Origin of the sequence: Nocardioides mangrovicus (assembly GCF_003674065.1) — a bacterium.
In the GTDB taxonomy this organism is placed as follows: domain Bacteria; phylum Actinomycetota; class Actinomycetes; order Propionibacteriales; family Nocardioidaceae; genus Marmoricola; species Marmoricola mangrovicus.
Map to the genome: position 1 here is coordinate 173,698 of NZ_RDBE01000001.1, position 13,644 is coordinate 187,341.

A 13,644-nucleotide genomic window follows, 5' to 3' on the forward strand; every position below is an offset into this window, starting at 1 on the left:
CTAGAGGTTGTAGACGGAGTTGATGATGGCGCCCTTGTTGGCGAAGTGGATGACGGCGTCCTGCACGTCGAGCGGGTGGCACGGGACGACGCCCTCGATGACGTCCTCCTCGCGCAGCCCGTGCAGCGCCATGCCGAAGCGGCAGCACAGCACCGTGCCGCCCTCGGAGATGAAGGTCTTGATCGCGTCGTTCATGTTCTGGTTGCCGGGGAAGGCGACGTCGCCGGTCGTGGGGAAGCCGCGGGTGTCCATGCAGGCCAACGTGCCCGGACCGTAGAAGTAGAGGGTGGTGTCGAAGCCCTTGCGCAGCGCGCGGGTCGACTGCAGGACGGCCACGAAGCTCACCGAGCTCTCGTGCGGGATGCCGTGCACCAGCGTCAGCCAGGCCTGACCCTCGGAGGCCTGGTAGTCGGGGAAGAGCTTCGTGCTGCCGTAGAGGTTGGTGCCCTTCTCCTGGGAGGGGTGGGGGATCTCGGCCACGGACTTCTCCATGTTGGCCAGGATCTCGTCGTCGTAGGCGGACATGTTTCTCCTTGTGGGGTTGGGCTAACTCGGTTGGGGTGGAGCTCAGCTGTCGTAGAGCGTCGCGAGGTTGGTGCGGAAGAAGCCGTCGGCCAGCTCGCCGTCGCCGGCCGCCGCGCGCAGCCGGGCGTACTCGCCGGCGTGGTCGCCCCACGGGGTGTCGGTGGCGAACAGCACCCGGTCGTGGCCGACACCGCGGCGCTCGATCTCCGAGACCAGCCACGTCGGGGCGAAGCCGATCGCCCAGGAGGTGTCGGTGTAGACGCGCTTGCCGGCCTCGACCCAGTCGAAGAAGCGGCCGCCGATGAGCTTGATGTGGCCGCTCATCCCGCCCCCGAGGTGGACGAGGTGGATCTTCGTGGCGTCGCCGTAGCGCTCCACGAGGGTGCCCACGCGATCGATGTCGGAGGCGGCGCCGGGGGAGGTGTGCACGTGCACGACGAGGTCGCGCTCGGCCGCGGTGGTGAAGATGCGGTCCAGCTGCTCCTGGCAGTCGGGGTCGTCGGGAGCCCCGCCGAGCAGGAAGCTGGTCTTCAGCGCGACGACGCCGGCCTCACCGGCCAGCGCGAGAGCCGCGTCGTTGCGCTCGGCATCGCTGGCCAGCGGCGAGAGCCACAGCCCGCAGCGCACCCGGTCGTCGCGCTGCGCGGCCTCCAGGGCGAGGTGGTTGAGCCCGAAGGCGGCGTCGGGGTCGGGCACGCCGTAATTGGGCAGCACGACCGTGCGCTCCACCCGCTCGGCGTCCAACCGGGCCAGGAACTCGGTGACGGTGGCGCTGGCGCTCAGGTCCGGCCTGACCGGGGCGCCGCCGTAGAACCCGAACGCCGGCAGCACGCCGATGTGGCGGTGCGCGTCGTTCGTGGTCGGTTCCATCACTCGATGGAACGGGCCAGGTGTTTCGGCGTGGTTTCGCCAGGAATACCGATCGCGAGCGAACGCGTAAGTTCGCGGTTACGCCGGTCGGCTCAGAAGTGGCTCAGGTGTCGATGGCGGGGTAGGGGAGCTCGACGTGCGCCAGCTTCGCGGCGTAGTCCAGCTGCATGCCCAGCGGCTCGTCGAAGTCGCGCTCGAACATCGCGATCCACAGCGTCAGCGTGAGGAACGGGTGGGCGCCCATCTCGAACAGCGCCACCTGGTCGTGGGCGACCAGGGCCTCGCGCTCGGCGTCGGTCAGCCGCAGCCAGGTGGTCTGCTCGGCGTCGATGCTGTTGAGGAGCTTCCCGGCGAGCTCGCTCTCCCACCAGGCCACGAGGGCGGCGGGGTCCTCGCGGTAGCGCTCGGTGAGCTCGGCGTCGCGGTCGACGGTGTAGAGGAACTTGTTCAGCAGGTACTTGCTCACGACCGCGTCCCCTCGATCAGCTGCGGGTTGGGGTACCAGGTGAAGTAGGCCTCCATGGTGTGGAAGAGATCCAGGTGGTCGGCGTAGTCGGCCTTCACGTGTCCGGCGATGCCCATCATCAGCATGAAGTCCATGAAGCCGTGGGTGGCGTTGCCCGGCGCGTGCAGGCTGTCGAGCGTCACCTCCGAGAGGCAGCCGTCGATGTCGCCGTTGCCGATCCACTCCACGGCCCGGGCGTCGAACTCCGGGTCGGGGCCGTGCGGTCCGAACTGGCGGGGACCGCCCAGCTCCAAGGAGAGGTGCCCGGTGCCGATGACGGCGACGCGCAGGTCGCTGGGCCAGGCGTCGATGATCTCGCGGATGGTGCGGCCCAGGGCCACGAAGCGCTCGGGCCGGGGCAGCGGCGGCGCGAAGATGTTGGTGTAGATCGGCACGATCGGGAGGTCGTTCTGCGGCCGCACGGTGAAGATCGGGCAGGTGACCGAGTGGTCGACCCGCAGCTCGTTGGAGAAGGCGAGGTCGAAGCCCTTGTCGATGCCCTCGCGCAGCATGTACGCCGAGAGTTCCTCGTGGCCTTTGAAGAACAGCTTCGGGAGCCCGAACTCCCGCATCTCGTTCTCCCAGTTGCCGTCGTAGAACGGCGCCTTGCCCACCAGGAACTGCGGCATGTTGTCCAGCCAGATCTGGTGGAAGTGGTCGGAGCCGACCATCACCAAGACGTCGGGGTTCGCCCGCGTCAGCGTCTCGCGGTACGCCTCGACCTTGCGCACCCACTCGGCCGCGAAGGGCGGCGCCTCCTCCGGTGCCAGCTGGCTGGTCCGGTAGTAGAACGGGTGGTGCGTCGTGGCCAGGATCGCCACCAGCTGGGCCATGGTCAGACCTTCCCTTGCTCCGGCGTCGGCGCCGGGACCGTCGGTTCACCATGGTGCCGTGGTGAACCGGTGAAAACGTACACCTGTCCGCAGAGCGTATGGCGCTGTGGGACGATCCTGAGGTGGCAGGACGCGGCACCGGACCGGACTTCGTCGAGGCACTCGCGCGCGGCCTCGACGTGCTCACCTGCTTCGACGACCTGCACCGGGAGATGACGCTGGCCGAGGTGGCCGCGGCCACCGACCTGGCCCGGCCGACCGCGCGGCGGCTGCTGCTGACCCTGGCCGAGCTGGGCTACGTCCGGGTGGCCGACGGCCGCTTCGCCCTCACTCCGGCGGTGCTGCGCCTGGGCTCGGCCTACGCGAGCTCGCTGGGCCTGTGGGAGATGGCGCGCCCGCACCTGGAGGAGCTCGTCGCGCAGACCCACGAGTCGTCCTCGATGAGCCAGCTCGACGGCTCCGACATCGTCTACGTCGCCCGGGTCGCGGTGCCGAAGATCATCGCGCTGCGCGTCGACATCGGCACCCGCTTCCCGGCCGTCGTGGCCTCGCAGGGCAAGGTGCTGCTCGCCGCGCTCTCGCCCGAGGAGCTCGACCGGGTGCTGGCCGAGCCCACCCGCTCGGGAGTCGCGGCGCCGCCGGTCGACCGGACCGCCCTGGGCGAGGAGCTCGCCGTCGTCCGTGAGCGCGGCTGGGCGCTGGCCGACGAGGAGCTCGCCCGCGGCATCCGCTCGGTCGCGGTGCCGGTGCGCGACGGCGGCGGCGAGGTGCGCGCCGCCATGAACGTCACCGTCCACGCCGCCGAGACCAGCGTCGCCACGCTGACCGAGGAGTACCTCCCGCTGCTGGTGCAGGCCGCCGGTCGCGTCGCCGACGACTGGGCCGCGTGGCACTCCCGGCCGCAGGTCGAGCTCCATCCCTGACTCGGCTGTGCTGCTTGGCTGTCGCGGCTCGGCTGTCCCGGCCCGGCTCAGCTGCTCCGGCGGTGCGTGGAGGAGTCGGCGTAGTCGGTGTAGGTGTAGGGGTTGTCGAGCACCTTCGACTCCGGGATGTCCGGGGTCATGCCCTTCTCCCACTCCTCCTCGCCGAGCGTCGAGCGCAAGTGCTCGACGGTGTCGGCCACAGCGGCGCGCGCCTTGGCCAGGTCGGCGTCGACCAGGCGGCCGCCGCGCTTGAGCACCTTGCCGTCGACCAGCACGGTGTCGACGTCGCCGCGCTGGGCCTGGAAGACCACGTGGCCGAACGGGTTGAGGATCGGGAACATCACCGGGGAGTCGTCGTTCTTGATCAGCACCACGTCGGCCTGCTTGCCCTTCTCCAGGCTGCCGATCTTGTCGTCGAGCCCGAGCGCCTTCGCCCCGCCGCGGGTGGCCCAGTCGACGACGTCGGCGGCGCGCAGGCCGAGGTTGGTCACGGTGTCGCCGGCGGCGTGGGCCTCGGTGTGCTCGCGGGCGTGGTCGGCCGAGAGCGTCGAGCGCATCGCGGAGAACCCGTCGCCGCTCCACCACACGCTGGTGTCGACCGAGAGCGAGACCGGGATGCCGTGGCGGCGCAGCGCCCAGCTCGAGGGGTAGCCCTGGCCGCAGGTCGACTCGCTCTCGGCGGAGACCGAGGCCGAGCCGCCGCTGGCGGCGATGCGCTGGTAGGAGTCCTCGCTCAGCGTCGCCGCGTGCACGTAGACGGTCTCGGGCGTCATGAAGCCGCCCTCGTGCATGAGCCGGATGCCGTCGTCGTTGGTGGCGCCCCACACACCGGCGTGGGTGGTGACGGGCACGCCGAGCTCGCGGGCCACCTCGAAGGCCGCCTTCTCGGGGAAGGTCGGGTCGCCGGTGACGTCGAAGGCCATCTGGAAGCCGAGCATGTCCGAGCGGGGAAGCTCGTCGACGAAGGCCTTGAACTCCGGGGTGGTCGACCACTCCCACGGGCCGGCCTGGATGTTGCCGTAGGCCAGCACGAACCTTGCCGGCACCTCGCGCAGCGCGTCGACCGCGGCGCGCGCGTGGTCGGTGGTCTGCAGGTTGTGCGACCAGTCGACGCTGGTGGTGACGCCGGCCTCGACCGCGTCGAGGGCCGAGAGCAGGTTGCCGGCGTAGATGTCCTGCGGCCGGAAGTGCTTGCCGTGCTCGAGGTAGTTCCACACGAAGTACTGCGTCAGGGTCCAGTCGGCGCCGTAGCCGCGCATCGCGGTCTGCCACATGTGCCGGTGGGTGTCGACCATGCCGGGCATGAGGATGCCGCCACTGGCGTCGATCTCCTCGGTGCCCTCTGGCACTGTCAGGTTCGTGCCCACCGCCTCGATCTTGTCGTCGACGACGAGCACGTCGGCGTCGGGCAGGACCGTGCGGGCGTCGTCCATCGTGAGGACGGTCCCGTGACGGAAGACGATCGAGCTGCTCATGGCGTGCTACCTTCCGATCTGTTCTGCGGACATGTGTCCGCTCCATGGACACGCTCGTGTAACCGCTGCCACATGTCAAGGAGGAACCTCTCGTGACCGGACCGCTCGACGGGCTGCTGGTGGCCGACTTCTCGCGCGTGCTGGCCGGGCCGTACGCCACCATGCTGCTGGCCGATCTCGGCGCCGACGTGATCAAGGTCGAGGGCCCCGGCGGTGACGACACCCGCCACTGGACCCCGCCCGTGCGTGACGGCGTCGGCACCTACTTCCTGGGCATCAACCGCAACAAGCGCTCGGTCGTGCTCGACCTCAAGGACGCCGACGACCTGGTGCTGGCCCACGAGCTCTCCACCCGCGCCGACGTGTTCATCCAGAACTTCAAGCCCGGCGGCCTGGACCGCTACGGCCTGGGCTACGACGACGTCGCCCGCCGCAACCCGGCGAGCGTGTACTGCTCGATCAGCGGGTTCGGCGCGGACGGCGGTCGCTCGTTGCCCGGTTACGACATCTTGGTGCAGGCCTCGTCGGGGCTGATGAGCCTCACCGGGAGCCCCGACGGGCCGGCCTACCGCTCGGGCATCTCGGTCTTCGACGTGATGACCGGGCTGCAGTCGGTCATCGCGATCCTCGCCGCGCTGCGCCACCGCGACGCGACCGGCGAGGGTCAGCACGTCGAGACCAACCTGCTCTCCACGGCAATGTCGACCATGGTCAACCAGACCTCGGCCTACGTCGCGGGCGGAGTGGTGCCGCACCGCATGGGCAACGAGCACCTGAGCCTCTACCCCTACGAGCCGATGGCCACTGCCGATGGCGACCTCATCATCGCCGTCGGCAACGACACCCAGTTCCGGCGGCTGGTGACCTCGCTCGGCGCGCCCGACCTGGCCGACGACGAGCGCTTCGACACCGTCGCCCACCGCAACGAGTACCGCGGCGAGCTGCGGCCGATCCTGACCGACCTGCTCTCGGTGCACTCGGCGCAGGAGTGGTTCGACCTGCTGTCGGCCGACGGCATCGCCTGCGGCCCGATCAACGACGTCCGGGGCGGCGTCGAGCTCGCCGAGTCGCTGGGCCTGGACCCGGTGGCGATGGCCGGCGACGTGCCGACCGTGCGCAACCCCATCCGGTTCAGCGCCACGCCGCCGCGCTACGACCGTCCCCCGCCCGGCCTCGACGAGCACGGCGCCGAGATCCGGTCCTGGCTGGCGAAGAACCCCGAGGAGAAGCATGGCTGAGCTGCCCGAGTTCCCCACGTCCCTGGGTACCTCCGAGGGCACCACCATCACCCTGCTGGGCCAGGACCTGGCCGCCGACCTGATGGGCGAGGTGACCTTCGGCGAGCTCGCCTACTGGCTGATCACCCTGCAGCGGCCCACGCCTCAGCAGGCCCGGCTCTTCGAGGCCGTGCTCCTCGGGCTGGCCGACCACGGCTACACGCCGACCGCGATCGCCGCCCGTCTGACCTACCTCAGCGCCCCCGACTCCATCCAGGGGGCACTGGCGGCCGGGTTGCTCGGCGGCGGCTCGCGGTTCCTCGGCGTCACCGAGGACACCGGCCGCTTCCTCGCCGAGGTGCTCGACGGGCTCGACGAGCTGCCGGGCGACGACGCCGCCTGGGACGTCGTGGCCGAGGCCGCCGTCCGCCGGCAGCGCGAGGCCGGCCGGTTCGTCCCCGGCCTGGGCCACCCGGTGCACAAGGAGGGCGACCCGCGCACCCCGCGGCTGATCCAGATCGCCCACGAGGAAGGGCTCTACGGCCCCCACCTGGCGCTGTTCGAGGCTGTCGGCCGCGTGCACCCAGGTGTCCTCGGCAAGACGCTCCCGCTCAACGGCGCCGGCGTCAGCGGCGCCGCGCTCGCCGACCTCGGCATTCCGCAGGAGCTCCTGCGCGGCACCGTGCTGCTGGCCCGCTGCGCCGGCCTGCTGGGCCACATCGCCGAGGAGATCCGCCGACCGGTGGCCAACGACGTCTACATGACGGTGGACCGCAACGCGGTCTACGTCGCGCCGGAGGACTGAGCCGAGCCGCTCAGCGCCAGACCCGACGCACCACGCAGGTGACGTCGAAGGGGTCCAGGCCGCGGTGGGTGGCCAGCACGCCGGCGCCCTCGGGGGAGCCGGCGTAGACGGCCGGCCCGCCGCCCACCCAGTGGTCCCACGCCGCGGCGTAGGCGTCGGCGCGGTCGCGGGTGGTGGCGAGCACCGCGGGCACGGTGTGCCAGACCTCGCCGTCGGCCACGCGACCGGTCAGTGCGCCCAGCCCGCGCAGCAGGCCGCCGACGCCGCGCGGCGGCGAGGTGACGTCGCGGCGCACGACGTAGCGCGGACCCGACATGGGCGACACCGCCTCCTCCAGTGCCGCGGCGAACACCGCCGAGGTCTCGTCGTCGGTGTCGAGACGGAAGGTCTCCTCGCCGTCGGTGGTGACCTCGCCGTGCAGGTCGTCGGCGCCCGCGGCGCTGAGCCCGGCTCGCTGCAGGCCGTCGGCGATGCTGGCCGCGACCAGCCCGACCGTCACCGGGTGCCGGCTGGCGGCCAGCAGCCGCGAGCGACCCCAGCACGCGGCACCGAGCACGACGAGCACGGCGGCCGCGGCCAGCCACGCCGGTGGCAGCCCGAGCAGCACGACGGCCACCACGAGCACTGCCAGCAGCGCCGCGGTCCAGGCCGGCCAGGCCTGGGGGCGGCGTCGGCTCGCCAGCGACCACGGCACCAGACCGGTGGCCGTCACGCGCGCGGCGGCGAGCGCCGACGACACGTGCGTCGGGTCGCGACGCACCCGCACCACACTCGCCGTGCGGTCCTCGTAGTGCTGGCCCACCTGCCAGTTCTCCCGAACCTCCTCGCGCCGCTCGGCGCGGACGAGCATGGCGGCGTCGATGGCGTCGAACTGCTCGGTGGGCGGGGGCGCGTCGTTGCCGAACCGGGCGTCGACCCCGGCCACGCCGTCGACGACGGTGCCCTTCTCGTCGACGGTGAAGTAGCCGCGGTGCTTGCGCACGTAGCGCTCCCAGTCGTTCGTGCCGGCGACGTGCCCCTCGTACACGCACACCGGCGACCAGATCAGCGCCGTCTTCTCGGGCCGGTCGGGGTCGGTCCGCAGCGCCCGGCCGCGGGTCTGCACTACAGCGGTGGCGGTGGTGGCCGTGGTGAGGTCGACCAGGGTCGTGACGCAGGGGGCGTCCCAGCCCTCGCCCAGCAGCCCGCGGGTGCCCACCAGTGCCCGGGTGCCGCCCACCCGCAGGAAGTCGGTGGCGTGGGCCGTCCAGACCCGGCTGGTCCAGGGGCCGGTGAGCATCGGACCCTCGTCGGTGGTGTCGACGCGCAGCGCCACCGCGAGCGCGGTGTCGGTGGCCGCGACGTGCTCGCGCAGCGCCTCCAGCGTCTCGGCGGAGCCGGCCACCGTGCGGCCGGTGACCAGCAGGGGGGAGAGAGCGGCGGTGTCGGGGTCGGCCAGCAGCGTCTGGAGCACGCCGAGGGCCGAGCCGGCGGGGTCGGGCGCAGCCGACCCGTCGAGCCGGCGGCGGCTGGTGGCCGTCGCCCGTTCGTGGTCGCACACGACCAGCGCGCGCACGTCGTCGCCCAGGCTCGAGCGGTCGGCTCGCAGGATCGCGGCCACCGCCTGCTGCTTCGCGCTGGAGCGCGCGGTCACCCGGTCGACGGTGCTGCGACCGGAGCGGATGCCTCGCTTGGTCCACACCAGCCCGATCGCCGGCAGGGTCCGGCGCACCGCCTCGATCACGCGCTGGTCGTTCTCGTCGCCCTCCTCGGCCCGGGCCACCACCACGCCGAGCAGCCAGTCCTGCAGCAGCAGCCGCCAGTCCTCGGGGTCGAGCCGGCGCCGGTGACGCTCGCGCAGCACCGCACCCGCGGGCAGCGCCAGCAGGCCGTCGGCCACCATCCGCAGCGCGGCGTCGGTGAGCTCGGGCTCGCGGGCGGCCAGCTCCTCCCACGTGGTGCGCCGCTGCTCGACCGGGTCGACGAACCGCGCCGTCAGCCACTGCGGGAACGGTGTGCTGCCGAAGCCGGGGGCGAAGAGGTCGCTGGTCAGCTCGGCGAAGCGGGTGGCCTGCTCGGCCAGCCAGCGCGACTCGTCGGCCGTCGGTGTGGTCAGCCAGGCCAGCTCGGCGTACGGCGCGAGGATGCCCTCCCTCACCAGCGCCGGGATCCGCGCCTCGTAGAGCACCGGGCCGAAGAGCGTGTCGATCAGCTCGGCCTCGCGCCGCGTCATCGCGGTGGGCGGGGTGGCGGTCAGGCCGAGCACCACCGCGTCGGGCAGCGAGTCCAGCACCTCGCGCAGCAGCTCGCCCCACACCTCGAGCAGGTGGTGGCACTCGTCGAGCACCAACGTGAGCGGCCCGGCCTCGCGCATGCGCTCCACCAGGGCGGCGCCGTTGGCGTGCAGCCGTCCCAGCTGCGAGCCGGCGACCTCCTCCTCGTCGTCCTCGAAGACCGCAAGCGACTGGTAGGTCAGCGAGGTGAAGCCCGCGTCGAGACCGCGGTCGGTGCCGGCGGGCTCACCGCCGTAGGCGTCCCAGGTGCGGGCCCACTGCATCTGGATGGCGGCGTTGGGGGAGAGGACCACCGTCGTGCGACCGAGCTCGTGGGCGACCTCGGTGCCGACCAGCGTCTTGCCGGAGCCGGGCGGCATGGTGACCCACCAGCGCGACGCCCCGGCCTCCCGCGCGCGGTCGAGCGCCGCCAGCGCCTCCTGCTGGTGCCGCCGTAACGGGTGCGGGCACGGCATCCGGGGCTCAGCGGTAGTTGGTGAACTGCACCGCGAAGTCGTAGTCCTGGGCCTTGACCAGGGCGATGACGGCCTGCAGGTCGTCGCGCTTCTTGCTGCTCACGCGCAGCTCGTCGCCCTGCACCTGCGCCTTGACGCCCTTGGGCCCCTCGTCGCGGATCAGCTTGCCGATCTTCTTCGCGTCCTCGGAGGTGATGCCCTCCTTCAGCGCCACGCTGATCTTGGAGACCTGGCCGGACTGGCGCGGCTCGCCGGCGTCGAGCACCTTCAGCGACACGTCGCGCTTGACCAGCTTCTCCTTGAAGACGTCGAGCACCGCGGTGGCGCGGTCATCGGCGTTGGCCTCGATCTCGACGCCCTTCTCACCCGACCAGGAGATCGAGGCGCCGGTGCCCTTGAAGTCGTAGCGCTGCGCGATCTCGCGGGAGGTCTGCGAGAGCGCGTTGTCGACCTCCTGGTGGTCGAGCTTGCTGACGATGTCGAACGACGAGTCCGCCACGGTGGGTGGCTCCTTCACGATTTCTTCGGCTGAGTCGCGCTGCGCTATCCTCGGCTGCGCTGCGTGGGTCAGACTACGCGGCCAGCGAACCCGGCAGGTTGCCCGAGCGGCCAATGGGAGCGGACTGTAAATCCGTCGGCTTTGCCTTCGAAGGTTCGAATCCTTCACCTGCCACGTTCGACGTGAGGGGCTCCGAGCGATGCGCTCGGAGCCCCTTCGTGCGTCTGCTGTCACGACGGCGAGAAGTTGTCGTGACGCAGCCGTGTCGGCGCTGCGCCATGTCCTAGCGTGCAGCGGGTGAGCACCCCGGACATCCCGCTGATCGACCTCTCGCTGTGGCGCGACGGGCACGACGCCGACCGCGCCGCCATCGCCGCCCGGCTCGACCGGGCGATGCAGGACTCGGGCTTCTTCCTCGTCGAGCACCACGGCATCCCCGTCGAGCTGCTGGCCGACCTGCGTACGGCGGCGCGCGCCTTCTTCGCGCTGCCGGCCGAGCAGAAGGAGCACTACCGCACGCACGTCGGCGGCCGTGGCTGGCTGGCGCGGGGTTCGGAGGCCAACGCCTTCTACGGCGAGGTGGCCGACACCGCGAAGGCCGACCTCAAGGAGAGCCTCACCTTCGGCCGCGAGCTGGTCACCGGCGACGCCGCCCTCGACGCGGAGTGGTTCGTGCCCAACCGCTGGCCCGACGTACCCGGTCTCGAGGAGCTCGGCCGGCGCTGGATGGACCTGGCGCACGGCCTCTACGACGACCTGCTGCGGATGCTGGCCACCGCCCTCGGTCTGGAGGAGTCCTACTTCTACGACCGCACCCGGCTCTCGCCGCACACCTTCAACCTCAACCGCTACCCACCGCTGAGCGAGGTCGGCGCCGCCCAGCACGGGCAGTTCCGGGTGGCTCCGCACACCGACTGGGGCATGCTCACCGTCCTGGACCGCCAGCCCGGGTACGGCGGCCTGCAGGTGCAGACCCCCGACGGTGAGTGGGCCGACGCCCCCTACGTCGAGGGCGCGCTGACGGTGAACATCGCCGACATCTTGGCCCGCTGGACCGCGGACCGGTGGCGCTCGACCCGGCACCGCGTCCTGCCGCCCAGCGACCGGGCGCCGGGGGAGGAGCTGATCAGCGTCATTCTCTTCTTCGAGGCCGACATGGACCAGCTGATCGCGCCGCTGCCGCCCCCGGTCGGCGGCTCCGCGGAGTACGAGCCGGTCGTCGCGGCCGACTACCTGGCCGAGCGCACCCGGGCCGCCGCGGTGGGCTGAGCCACATTTGATTGTGCACAACCAGGTTGTGCGCAATCATTTAAGCATGCCCATCACCGACGAGATGGTCTGCTTCTCGCTCTACGCCGCCACCCGCGCGACCACCCAGGCCTACCGGGCGCTGCTGGAGCCCTGGGGGCTGACCTATCCCCAGTACCTCGTGCTGGTGCAGCTGTGGGTCGAGGGCGACCAGAGCGTCACCACGCTGGGCGACCGGCTGCAGCTGGACTCCGGCACCCTCTCGCCGCTGCTGCGACGGATGGAGCAGGCGGGGTGGGTGGAGAAGCAGCGCCGCTCGCCCGACGAGCGGATCGTCACCGTGACCACCACCGAGCGCGGCGAGGAGCTGCGCGCCGAGCTCGCCCATATCCCGCAGCGGATCGCCGCCGGCACCGGGCTCTCCGGGCAGGAGGCCGCGCGCGAGCTCATCGAGACCCTGCAGCGCCTCACCGAGACCATGCACCGCGTCGCTTCGGACGCGGGCACCACCAGGAAGGAATGACCAGCATGTCCACCACCAGCCCCGCCGAGGTCCTCTACACCGCCGAGGCGCTCTCCACCGGCGCCGGCCGCAACGGCCGCGTCGCCACCAGCTCGTTCGCCCTCGACCTCGCCGTCCCCACCGCGATGGGCGGATCGGGCGAGGGCACCAACCCCGAGCAGCTCTTCGCCGCGGGCTACGCCGCCTGCTTCCACTCCGCGCTGCAGGGCATCGCGCGCCGCGAGAAGGTCGACGTCGAGGGATCCTCGGTGGGCGGCCGGGTGCAGATCGGCCCCAACGGCGAGGGCGGATACCAGCTCGCCGTGGAGCTCGAGGTCGTCATCCCCGGCCTCGACCACGACCAGGCGCAGGCGCTCGCCGACGCCGCCCACCAGGTCTGCCCCTACTCCAACGCGACCCGCGGCAACATCGACGTCGCCATCACCGTCAGCGACGACTGACCGCGTCCAGCTTCAGCACCCTTCCCGCCACCAGCCCGCCCCGCAGTCCCAGGAGGAACCGCCCCATGCGTGCCGTCGTGCACCACACCTTCGCCGAGCCCGAGACCGTCCTCGTGGTCGAGCAGCGCCCGATGCCCGAGCCGGGTGAGGGCGAGGTTCGCATCCGCACGGTGCTCTCGCCCATCCACCAGCACGACCTGTGGACCGTCCGCGGCACCTACGGCTTCAAGCCGGAGCTGCCCGCGGCGTCCGGCACAGAGGCCCTGGGGGTGGTCGACACGCTCGGCCCCGGCGTCGAGGGTCTCGAGGTCGGCCAGCGGGTGGTCTCCAGCGCGACCTTCGGGGTGTGGGCGGAGTACGTCATCGCGCCGGCGGCCGGGTTGCTGCCGGTGCCCGACGGCGTACCGGACGAGGCGGCGGCCCAGCTGGTGGCGATGCCGTTCAGCGCCATCAGCCTGCTGCACTCCCTGGACCTGCCGGCTGGATCCTGGCTGGTGCAGAACGCCGCCAACGGCGCGGTCGGGCGCATCGTCGCCCAGCTGGCCGCGGCGCGCGGGCTGCACGTGGTGGGCCTGGTGCGCCGCTCCGCCGCCGTGGCCGAGCTGGCCGAGCAGGGCATCGAGGGCATCGTCGCCACCGACGCCGAGGACTGGCGCGAGCAGGTCGCTGCGCTGACCGGCGGCGCGCCCCTGGTGGCCGGAGTCGACTCGCTGGGCGGTCGCGCCTCGGGCGAGGTGCTCTCGGTGCTGGCCGACGACGCCACGCTGGTGGCCTTCGGCGCGATGAACTCGCCGGTCATGGAGATCGGGTCCGGCGACCTGATCTTCAAGCAGGCCACGGTGAAGGGCTTCTGGGGAGCCCGGGTCAGCCGCGAGCTGGAGCCGGCCGTCCGTGCGGCGCTGCTGCGCGAGCTGGTCGAGCGGGTCGCCGCCGGCGAGCTCACGCTGCCGGTCGCTGCCGTCCACCCCTTCGAGGAGGTGGCCGACGCGGTGCGCGCCACCCAGCAGCCCGGTCGCGTGGGCAAGGTCCTGCTGCGGCCCTAGGTTCGCTCCG

14 protein-coding genes and 1 tRNA gene are annotated in these 13,644 nt (G+C 71.9%); 8 read left to right on the top strand and 7 right to left on the bottom strand.

Annotated features, from left to right (window positions below):
- The 4 genes from D9V37_RS00820 to D9V37_RS00835 all read right to left on the bottom strand — a co-directional run bounded on the left by D9V37_RS00820 (position 1) and on the right by D9V37_RS00835 (position 2,733).
- Positions 1-525, bottom strand: a complete 525-nt coding sequence (locus D9V37_RS00820; RefSeq protein ID WP_121804240.1) for an MSMEG_0572/Sll0783 family nitrogen starvation response protein — start codon at positions 523-525, stop codon at positions 1-3.
- Between the two features lie 42 nt (positions 526-567).
- Positions 568-1,395, bottom strand: a complete 828-nt coding sequence (locus tag D9V37_RS00825; protein ID WP_121804241.1) for an amidohydrolase family protein — start codon at positions 1,393-1,395, stop codon at positions 568-570.
- A gap of 103 nt (positions 1,396-1,498) precedes the next feature.
- Positions 1,499-1,861, bottom strand: coding sequence for a hypothetical protein (locus D9V37_RS00830; RefSeq protein ID WP_121804242.1), 363 nt, complete (start codon positions 1,859-1,861; stop codon positions 1,499-1,501).
- Positions 1,858-2,733 (bottom strand): DODA-type extradiol aromatic ring-opening family dioxygenase, encoded by an 876-nt coding sequence (locus D9V37_RS00835; protein ID WP_121804243.1) that lies wholly within the window; start codon positions 2,731-2,733, stop codon positions 1,858-1,860. The genes D9V37_RS00830 and D9V37_RS00835 overlap by 4 nt, the downstream gene beginning before the upstream one ends.
- A 122-nt stretch (positions 2,734-2,855) precedes the next feature.
- Here D9V37_RS00835 and D9V37_RS00840 point away from each other — a divergent pair, with 122 nt between their 5' ends.
- Entirely contained in the window at positions 2,856-3,656 is an 801-nt protein-coding gene (locus tag D9V37_RS00840; RefSeq protein ID WP_198412308.1) for an IclR family transcriptional regulator domain-containing protein, read from the top strand.
- 47 nt (positions 3,657-3,703) lie between these two features.
- On the opposite strand, the gene D9V37_RS00845 is transcribed toward D9V37_RS00840, so the two are convergent.
- Positions 3,704-5,131, bottom strand: a complete 1,428-nt coding sequence (locus D9V37_RS00845) for an amidohydrolase family protein (RefSeq protein ID WP_121804245.1) — start codon at positions 5,129-5,131, stop codon at positions 3,704-3,706.
- Positions 5,132-5,223: 92 nt separating this feature from the next.
- On the opposite strand from D9V37_RS00845, the gene D9V37_RS00850 reads away from it, so the two are divergent.
- Positions 5,224-6,369 carry a CaiB/BaiF CoA transferase family protein gene (locus D9V37_RS00850; RefSeq protein WP_121804246.1) on the top strand — a complete coding sequence of 382 codons (1,146 nt, stop codon included), beginning with the start codon at positions 5,224-5,226 and terminating at the stop codon, positions 6,367-6,369.
- Entirely contained in the window at positions 6,362-7,153 is a 792-nt protein-coding gene (locus tag D9V37_RS00855; RefSeq protein ID WP_121804247.1) for a citryl-CoA lyase, read from the top strand. The genes D9V37_RS00850 and D9V37_RS00855 overlap by 8 nt, the downstream gene beginning before the upstream one ends.
- Positions 7,154-7,163: 10 nt before the next feature.
- On the opposite strand, the gene D9V37_RS00860 is transcribed toward D9V37_RS00855, so the two are convergent.
- Both D9V37_RS00860 and D9V37_RS00865 read right to left on the bottom strand, forming a co-directional pair.
- A complete protein-coding gene (locus tag D9V37_RS00860) occupies positions 7,164-9,881 on the bottom strand; it encodes a DEAD/DEAH box helicase family protein (protein ID WP_121804248.1) in 2,718 nt (905 codons plus the stop codon).
- A 7-nt stretch (positions 9,882-9,888) separates the two neighbouring features.
- On the bottom strand, positions 9,889-10,380 hold the full coding sequence (locus D9V37_RS00865) for a YajQ family cyclic di-GMP-binding protein (RefSeq protein ID WP_121804889.1): 492 nt from the start codon (positions 10,378-10,380) through the stop codon (positions 9,889-9,891).
- Between the two features lie 92 nt (positions 10,381-10,472).
- Here D9V37_RS00865 and D9V37_RS00870 point away from each other — a divergent pair.
- The 5 genes from D9V37_RS00870 to D9V37_RS00890 all read left to right on the top strand — a co-directional run bounded on the left by D9V37_RS00870 (position 10,473) and on the right by D9V37_RS00890 (position 13,634).
- Positions 10,473-10,554 (top strand) — tRNA-Tyr (locus D9V37_RS00870).
- Positions 10,555-10,677: 123 nt separating this feature from the next.
- The gene (locus D9V37_RS00875) at positions 10,678-11,649 is read left to right on the top strand and encodes an isopenicillin N synthase family dioxygenase (protein ID WP_121804890.1); all 972 of its coding nucleotides are present in this window, start codon (positions 10,678-10,680) and stop codon (positions 11,647-11,649) included.
- A gap of 46 nt (positions 11,650-11,695) precedes the next feature.
- Positions 11,696-12,151, top strand: a complete 456-nt coding sequence (locus tag D9V37_RS00880) for a MarR family winged helix-turn-helix transcriptional regulator (protein WP_198412309.1) — start codon at positions 11,696-11,698, stop codon at positions 12,149-12,151.
- A 5-nt stretch (positions 12,152-12,156) separates the two neighbouring features.
- Entirely contained in the window at positions 12,157-12,591 is a 435-nt protein-coding gene (locus tag D9V37_RS00885) for an organic hydroperoxide resistance protein (protein WP_121804892.1), read from the top strand.
- Between the two features lie 65 nt (positions 12,592-12,656).
- Positions 12,657-13,634, top strand: coding sequence for a zinc-binding dehydrogenase (locus D9V37_RS00890; RefSeq protein WP_121804249.1), 978 nt, complete (start codon positions 12,657-12,659; stop codon positions 13,632-13,634).
- Positions 13,635-13,644 lie beyond the last annotated feature (10 nt).